Annotated in this window: 6 protein-coding genes; 4 read left to right on the top strand and 2 right to left on the bottom strand. The window is 68.5% G+C overall.

Going from position 1 to position 7,344, the window contains the following annotated elements; genetic code table 11:
* The first annotated feature begins 506 nt into the window (after nt 1–506).
* The 3 genes from ACIGAN_RS32005 (at nt 507) to ACIGAN_RS31995 (ending at nt 3,382) form a co-directional block, all read left to right on the top strand.
* On the top strand, nt 507–1,007 hold the full coding sequence (locus ACIGAN_RS32005) for a hypothetical protein (protein WP_399862836.1): 501 nt from the start codon (nt 507–509) through the stop codon (nt 1,005–1,007).
* Between the two features lie 444 nt (nt 1,008–1,451).
* Nucleotides 1,452–2,033 (top strand): hypothetical protein, encoded by a 582-nt coding sequence (locus ACIGAN_RS32000; protein WP_399862835.1) that lies wholly within the window; start codon nt 1,452–1,454, stop codon nt 2,031–2,033.
* 452 nt (nt 2,034–2,485) lie between these two features.
* Complete coding sequence (locus ACIGAN_RS31995) at nt 2,486–3,382, top strand: replication-relaxation family protein (protein WP_399862833.1); 897 nt, start codon at nt 2,486–2,488, stop codon at nt 3,380–3,382.
* A 304-nt stretch (nt 3,383–3,686) separates the two neighbouring features.
* Here the strand turns inward: ACIGAN_RS31995 and ACIGAN_RS31990 are convergent, their stop codons facing one another.
* A complete protein-coding gene (locus ACIGAN_RS31990; protein ID WP_399862831.1) occupies nt 3,687–5,654 on the bottom strand; it encodes a pentapeptide repeat-containing protein in 1,968 nt (655 codons plus the stop codon).
* A 385-nt stretch (nt 5,655–6,039) separates the two neighbouring features.
* Between ACIGAN_RS31990 and ACIGAN_RS31985 the strand changes: the two genes are divergently transcribed.
* Nucleotides 6,040–6,342, top strand: coding sequence for a thermonuclease family protein (locus ACIGAN_RS31985; protein ID WP_399862829.1), 303 nt, complete (start codon nt 6,040–6,042; stop codon nt 6,340–6,342).
* Between the two features lie 714 nt (nt 6,343–7,056).
* Here ACIGAN_RS31985 and ACIGAN_RS31980 read toward each other — a convergent pair.
* Nucleotides 7,057–7,248: a hypothetical protein gene (locus ACIGAN_RS31980; protein ID WP_399862827.1), complete on the bottom strand. Its 192-nt coding sequence runs from the start codon at nt 7,246–7,248 to the stop codon at nt 7,057–7,059.
* Nucleotides 7,249–7,344: the final 96 nt, after the last annotated feature.

The raw sequence follows: 7,344 nt of genomic DNA, 5'->3' as shown, positions 1-7,344 counted from the left end.
GCTCCCGCTCCGCGTGAGCGCTGCTGCTCGCTGCGCGAGCAGCTCACCTGCCTTGCTGCGCAAGGCAGGTGATGCTCCGTTCGCTGCGCTTCCGGAGCTGCGGGGCCTGCGGCCCCGCGAGGGTGGCCTGCGCTGCGCTCCAGCCACCCCAGGCCGCTGCGCGGCCAATAGGCCGGCCCCGCTGCGCGGTGCGGCCAACGGGCCTTCGGCCCGGGCGGCGAGGAGGGGGTGGGTCGGTCCTGAGGTGTCTGGCTTGGCATCAGGTGATGCAGGGTCAAGGCCTCCCGGGAAGCTGCCCCCAGCGCTTGCTTCAAATATTGATGCAGATGGGCTCTGGAACCCGGCCGTGTCCCTGGTGTGGGCACTGCATGCTCAAGTGCGTCCGAAAATGCACCGTGAATCTGCGTCCCTCTCATTTTTCTCTGTAACCATAACTGTTAGAATTAGAATGTCGGAAAGGGCGGCAACCCTTCCCGGAATCACTGGTGGAACGAAGGAGAAAAAGAATGCACCTCAAGCCGGTTGCTTTAGATGTCATCGCGGAGGCCCGCGACGAGGCGCACGCGGTCATGGCCACCCTCATGGCGCGGCTGGCGCCGGGTGAGCATGTGGTGCGGCTCGGAGTCGACATGGAAGGCCAGGAACGCCCCCTGAGTGCCACGGTGGCACTGACGGTGGAGGGTGACGGCGGTGATGACGACCTGGTCAGTGCGGAGGCGAAGTACTTCGACAACTTCGTGTTCCTGCTGACCTGCGGGCTCGCGCAGACGCTGTGCTCGGGGGTGCTGTATGTGCGCTCTGAGGGGGTGGACGGGCAGGTCACGGTGCGGGCATGGCATCTGTGCTGGGGTGCTTTGAACGAGTGCCCGTCGGCTGAGGCGGCTGAGCTGCTCGACGGCCGTGAGCCGGGCGTCTATGTGGACGCGTTCGGTCTGCATGCCGCTGATGACGGTGAAGAAGACGGGTGTGAGGCTGTGTTCCCACCGGTCGCCTACACCGTCCTGTAGGGCCCTTTGCGGGCCCGGGGGGCTCCGCCACGTTTCCCGGCCCCGGTTGGCCCGCACGGGGCGCGGCAGGGTGCTGCGGGTGGCGACCCGGCACCCTGCCGCACACCGCTCCCCTCCCCGGGCCGTGCACGCCGGGGAGGGGAGCGCAGCGGACCGTGCTACACCGGGCGAGGAGCGCAGCGTCTCGCCCATGGCTTGGCGGGCGGCGCAGCCGCCCGCTTTTTCTCTTGCCCGGGCGCGCAGCGCCCGAGGGACACCCGCTTCGCGGGGGAAAGGGAGGCTTGTGTCGCTGTATTGCTGCGCCGTTATGGGTTACTGCGGCTGGCTGGCTCTCTTTTTGTGGTGAGCTGGGTTCTTGAGGCGTGGAAAACGTGAACTGGCGGGGAATGTGGATACGAGCGGGTCGGCAAACCCTCTCCGGCATTCCCCGCCAGCTGTTCACTGGTGGAACTGCTCTATTGTAAGGGAGTTGGTGGCCGCGATCTGCGTTGCGTGCAGCGTGAGGGAGTGTCGGTGATGAGCGGGGACGATGCGTCGCGTCGGGTCCATGACGGTCGGTGGGTGGTGAGCCGGGCGTGGGTCATGGAGCTCACCGGGGCGTCGGCGGCCACGGTGAACCGCTGGTACGTCCAGCGTGAGCGCCATCCCGAGGAGCGCCGGTTCCCAGAGGTTGTGTGCACGGTGAACCGCACCCACTACTACGACCAGGAGGCCGTGGAGGCGTTCTGGGTGGCCTGGCAGGAAGATGTGGGCACTGGGCGGCTCGGGGTCGCGGGTCGGCGTCCGGGAGACGGTCGGGGCAACCAGGGCGGGGGCACCGGCCGCGCTCAGCGGGACCGGGCCGTGGCCATCTCTCTCGCCGAACTCCGCCAAGCCGGCGGGTACCGGCGCGGCATGGCCGCCCAGCTGGCGCGTGAACACGGTGGGGGTGAGCGTGCCTGGCAGCGCGCGATGACCGAAGCCCGGGCGCTGTACGACCAGGAGCAGGCCCAGGAGCCTGAGCCGGTCCCGCAGGCTGCGCGCTGACATCCCAGCCTTGAGCCGTCCGCGCGGTTGCTGCCTTTTCAGCGCGCACGCCCTCAAGGGGTGTGCAGCGCGGAGGTCCCGCCGACGCGCATGCGGGACGCGCAGAGCGCTTTTGATCCCCCGCCGCTCACCACCTCGCCCGTCCCTTCCCTTCTTCTCTTCGGCCGGGACCAGCGCAAGGGGGTGTGCACAGGGGGATGTCGGGCTGCCGGCCATGCGCGTATGGGCCTGGTGACCTGTGTGTTTGGTGCTCGGGGCAGGACTGCTCGGAGACGGTTGTCGGCGGGGTTGTCGGTGGGGTTACGGGCCTGGTCGGCGGCAGTGTTGTCGCATCGTGATCGTGGTCGGGTTCTGGTGGCCGGTCCTGCGGTCGGCTTCGGCGGATCTGCTCAGCCGTACACGCGGCACCCGATGAAGGGCGGTGCCGCCCCGGTACCTGAGGAGAAGTGGCGATGACCGACGTCGACGCCGGCGGCCGCGACCGGCTGGCTGTGGCGGTGCTGGTCCAGTACCGGATGGCCACCACCGAACAGATGCACCGCATCCTCTCCCCCGACGTGCGCATCGAGCAGACCCGGCGTCGGCTGACGAAACTGCGCGGCGAGGGCCTCATCGACCGCATCACGCTTCCCCAGGCAGGCAGGATGCGGGTATGGCACCCCACCCAGTACGGAGCGCAGGTCGCGGTCGGCTGGCCCGAACTGCGCGGCCGACGCCCCCCACGAGCCGCCTACGACCAGACCGCGGTACGCCTGGGTGCCGCACACGGGCTCACCGTCACCGAAACCGGCCTGGCCTTTGTGGAGGACGCCCGCCGCCGGGGCGACCTGTGCCAGCCTTTGGACTGGATACCGGAGGTCCATCACCCCCTCGGCGGCGGCGAAGCCGTCATACCCGACGCCCTCCTCTACTACCGGCGAGGAGACGACGCCCCGGGCGGTGGGGCGATGCTACGGGCATTCGTCGAGGTCGACCGGGCCACCATGGGACCCGAGCGCCTGGCCGCCAAGCTCGGAACCTACGCACGCCTCCACCAGTACGTGCCCACACCCCCACCCGGAACACGACACCAGACGGCTGCGCGGGAGGAAGGCTGGCGCCAGCGCTACCCGCTCTTCCCCCGACTGCTGTTCGTCCTGGACGGCACCGGCCCCACCGCTACCCACACCCGCCTGCATGCCCTCCACACCGCCGCACAACACCCCGACACCGCGGCCTTCCTACGCGACGTCCCCGCCCTCGCCGTATCCATGACCGACCTTACGCACCACGGCCCAGGCGAACCGGTCTGGCACCTCATCACCAACCCTGACCAACACGTCAGCTGGACGCATCCTGCGCATCCCTAAAAATCTTGCGCAGCCAGGGGATGCGCACCCACCCCAGCCATGACCAGCGCGACACCGCCCGCAGCAGTGCGCAGCCGCCTGCGTCACACGCCTGCGCAGCACAATGCGCAAGGGATCGCAGCGTGCGCAATGGCTGCGGCGTATCCGCGGGACTTGAGGTGGCGCAACGGTGCGCCGCCCCTCAGGGCATGTCGTGAGGGATGCGAAACCCGGGCGCTGCGGCAGCATGCGTTCGTATCACGCAGGCGGTTTGTTGCGGCGTGTGTGCGCGTGGCTGGTGGGGTGTCATCTTGCTGGCTCGCGGTCAGCGCTTGATTCGGCTGCGGACAGCGAGGACGGCCAGGCCGAGCAGGACGGGCTCGGCTAGTCGGGAGGTCATCTCGGTGTAGGTGCCGGCAGTGGTGAGGTCTTGGCCGGAGGAGCGGAAGACGACTGAGTTGATCACCACCCGTAGGGCTTTCTCGAACCGTTCGGTAGTGACACGTTCCGTCAGCGGGCCGGTCGGGTTGACCGGGGCGGGAGTTTCGGTGGTCAGTACGATTTGTTGGCCGACGGCGACTTCGCGGCCGGTGGTGGTCGGTTTCGGGTCATCGGTGGGCAGACCCCACAGCACCATCACCGCGATCGTGGCGGCCATGGCTGCCCCAAGCCAGGTCAGCGCGCGGGTGGCGCGCAGCCCGTAGCCGGACAGCGCCCAGTAGGCGATCAGGAGGGCTCGTTCCCCTCGGGGGCGTGTGGCGTCGTGGCGGCGCATCTCGCATTCGCCGTAGTAGAAATCGGCGGCATCCGGTTCGTTCCTGCCGTCCTCCAGCGACTTGCGCAGCTGCCGGTACAGCGCGGCCACCGCCGCTGGCCGCAGTTCGGGGGCGTCGGCTGGTGGGGGTGTCCAGCCCTGAGCGGTGGCCTGCTCGGGGTGTGCAGCGTTGCGGATCCGCCAGTGGTGCTCCTCGGCCACGGTGTTGCGGGGGCTCCACCGCCAGGGGAAGCGCCAGTACCAGCTGGTGGGGGTGGAGGCGAAGGTGCACCAACCGTCGACCTTCAGTTGGTCGAGGTGAACGGCGCCAGCGAACCGGCATTCAGCCAGTTCTATGTCATGCAGGGCCAGATGTGCGGCGTCTACTCCACCCAGCGAGGTCAGGCGCACACTGGGGGTGTGGTCGGACAGTTCCGTTTCCGGCAATGTGTCGCCCGGGTGCTTGGGAGGAAGAGGGAAGCAAGTAGGGCGGGCGGAGACCACCACGGGGTACTCGAGAACTGCGTCCCTCAGATCCAGCTCGGCGTAGCGAAGGTGCAGCGTGGCAGTCGAAGCCCACCGAGTGCGCGCGCAGCTTACCCAGCGGGCGGCGATCTCCAATGTCACCGGCTGCCCGAATACTGCACTGTCCAGCGCCACCCGTCCCCCGCACACCAGCGGCCCCAAGCGCGTCGCCGCCGTGAACTGAGTTCCCACGAACCAGGCGTCACCGGAGAAGGACGTTCCCTGGAACCAGACCTCGCCAGAGAAGGACGTGTGGTCGAATCGGGCGTCGCTTGCAAGAGACGCCCCGTTGAAGGAGGTGTAGCCGGCGAACGATGCGCCACCGAATCGGGCGGTGCCCGAGAAGGACGCCCTGCTGAATGAGGCGGCGCCGGAGAAGGACGCCCCGCCGAACCGGACGGTGCCCGAGAAGGAAACCTCACCGAATGAGACGGTGCCCGTGGCAGACGGCCCGCGGAACAGGGCGGCGTCGAAGAAGGTCGCCGAGCCGAATAGGGCTTCACCGCCGAAAGCCGCCCCGCCGAACAGGGCGCCGCCGGCGAAGGACGCCCCACTGAACCAGGCGGCGCTGGAGAAGAACGCCTCACCGAATCGGGCGGTGCCGGAGAAGGACGCGCCCACGAACCAGGCTGGGCCGGAGAAGGAAGCCCTCGCGAACCAGGCTTCGCCGGTGAAGGAAGCCCCGCTGAAGCGGGCGTCATCGGAGAAAGACGCCTCACCGAACAAGGCTTCGCCGATGCGGGGCAATCCGGTTGTCGGGTCGCGCAGAGCCTGGAGCAACTGGTCCAGCAGTTCTGAGGTGAACGGTGTGCCACGGTGGTCAATGTCGGTTCCGGGCTCAAGGGCTCCCAAATAAGCGATGCGATCGGCCTCGTCTAGGTGGGCCAGGCATGTGATGTGGTCACGGACGTGGATGCCGCGGCAGCCAACGGGATCGCCTGGGGTCGCGCCGTGGCCGCAGTGCGGCCAGTCCGGTGGTGTGGTGGCATGCGACTCGGATGGGGCGGACGTCATGCCCTATGGACGTGCCGGTAGGTCGGACAGTTGCAGTAGCGGGGCGCAGGGCCGGCGTAACCGTCTCCCACTTTCGGTGCTGTCGTCGCTCTTGCCTCGGCGCTGGCCACCGCCTCACCGCCCTTCGTAGTGGTCGGCAGCGGTCTCATAGGCGCAGTACGCAGACGCCTCACTCCCCTTGTTGGCTCAGTGACGGTTACACAGCCAGCAGCGCACCTCCGACACGACTGCGCCAACACGGACTGCAACGTCTCAGCCGTCCGACAGAGCCCGAAGCGACTCGCCCGCCGATGCGACGAAGCCGCCGGCCGAGCCGCCCGACAGACCCGCAGCCACGCCGACCACACAGCCGAAGCCGCCCTCGACAGCTCCAGCGGACGGAGTGGTGCTCCGCATCATCGACGGTGACACCCTCGAGGTGCGCGGCGACGGCCGGATCCTGCCCAAAGACACCGTCGCCCGAGTACGACTTCTGCAGATCGACACTCCGGAGCGCGGCGCCTGCTTCGCCGACAAGGCCACCGCCCGCACAACCAGGCTCCTGCCGCCGGGCAACCGTCTCCGGGCCGAACGCGACGTCGGACTCACCGACCGCTATGACCGGTACCTGCTGTACGTATGGAATGAACAGGGCATGTTCGTAAACGAGAGCCTCGTTCGCAGTGGTCACGCCGAAGCGGTTCTCTAACCACCCAACGACAAGCACTGGAGCAAGATCACTAACGCTGAAGACCACGCCCAGCAGACCGGAGCCGGCCTGTGGACCTTCTGCCCCGAGCTGCCGGACACCTCCAGCACTCCCCCCAACTCGCCGGACTCCCCCGCCCCAGACACCCCGGCACACCCAGATCTCCCAGACGGGCCTCCCGCTGGTGTCCCTGATGTGGACTGTTCGGACCTGTCGGGCCCCGTCTGGGCCGGGCCCGACGACCCCCACCGCCTCGACCGAGACGGCGACGGCATCGGCTGCGACGCCAATTAACCTGCCAGTACCGCAAGGTCAGCCCCGCCAGCTGCGCCATGACAGTGCCCAGGTTGCGCAAGCCGACCCGGCAGAAGACGCACAGCAGCGGCGGGCCCGGCTAGTTGTCGTGGCAGCCGTCGGGCATCCACCAGCGGATGCGCCCACGCCATCGCTGAGGCCGAGTCCGCCCGCGGCGACAGCTTCCGCCCAGACTGGCGCATCACCGACCTGGTCGAGGCCAGCCGCAGGCCCGGCGCCCCCGACGGCATTGTCCGGCCGGACGACGGCGCCGACATGAACCTGCTGGAGCAGCAAGTGCGCCGCGCGCTGCAGAAGCCGCCCCCGCAAGGCCGTCCACCTGGCGGCCCGACACCGATCGGCATGTGACGGCTGCACCTGACCGGCACCTTTTCCCGACACAGTCCCGATGCAACCCGCTCATCGGATCAGAGTCCGCAGGACGGGGATGCTGGCGCCGAAGCCAGTGAGTCCGACAGTGACAGCGCCGGCAGCCGAAGTGCCGGCGAGCCTGGTGAGAACGCCCATGACGACGCCGATGACGAACGCGATGAGCAGGACGACGGCGGTGTGCAGCGACAGGAACGGCTGCGAATCCTGAGGTGTGGTCATGTCTCCACTGTGAACTGGGCCGGGCCCTCATCTGCGCTGGTCGAACAACCTCGGAGGAGCCCGTTCAGCAGGCCGCCGACGTTGAACGGCTGGCTG

Source organism: Streptomyces sp. NPDC085931 (assembly GCF_044540565.1).
Lineage (GTDB): Bacteria > Actinomycetota > Actinomycetes > Streptomycetales > Streptomycetaceae > Streptomyces.
Note: the sequence above shows the minus strand (reverse complement) of the source record. Positions and strands in the feature narration are given on the sequence as shown.

Excerpts from the sequence above, each read along its gene's own strand:
- ACIGAN_RS31990 (WP_399862831.1), bottom strand. The coding sequence starts at position 5,654 with ATGACGTCCGCCCCATCCGAGTCGCATGCCACCACACCACCGGACTGG.
- ACIGAN_RS31995 (WP_399862833.1), top strand. The coding sequence starts at position 2,486 with ATGACCGACGTCGACGCCGGCGGCCGCGACCGGCTGGCTGTGGCGGTG.
- ACIGAN_RS31980 (WP_399862827.1), bottom strand. The coding sequence starts at position 7,248 with ATGACCACACCTCAGGATTCGCAGCCGTTCCTGTCGCTGCACACCGCC.
- ACIGAN_RS32005 (WP_399862836.1), top strand. The coding sequence starts at position 507 with ATGCACCTCAAGCCGGTTGCTTTAGATGTCATCGCGGAGGCCCGCGAC.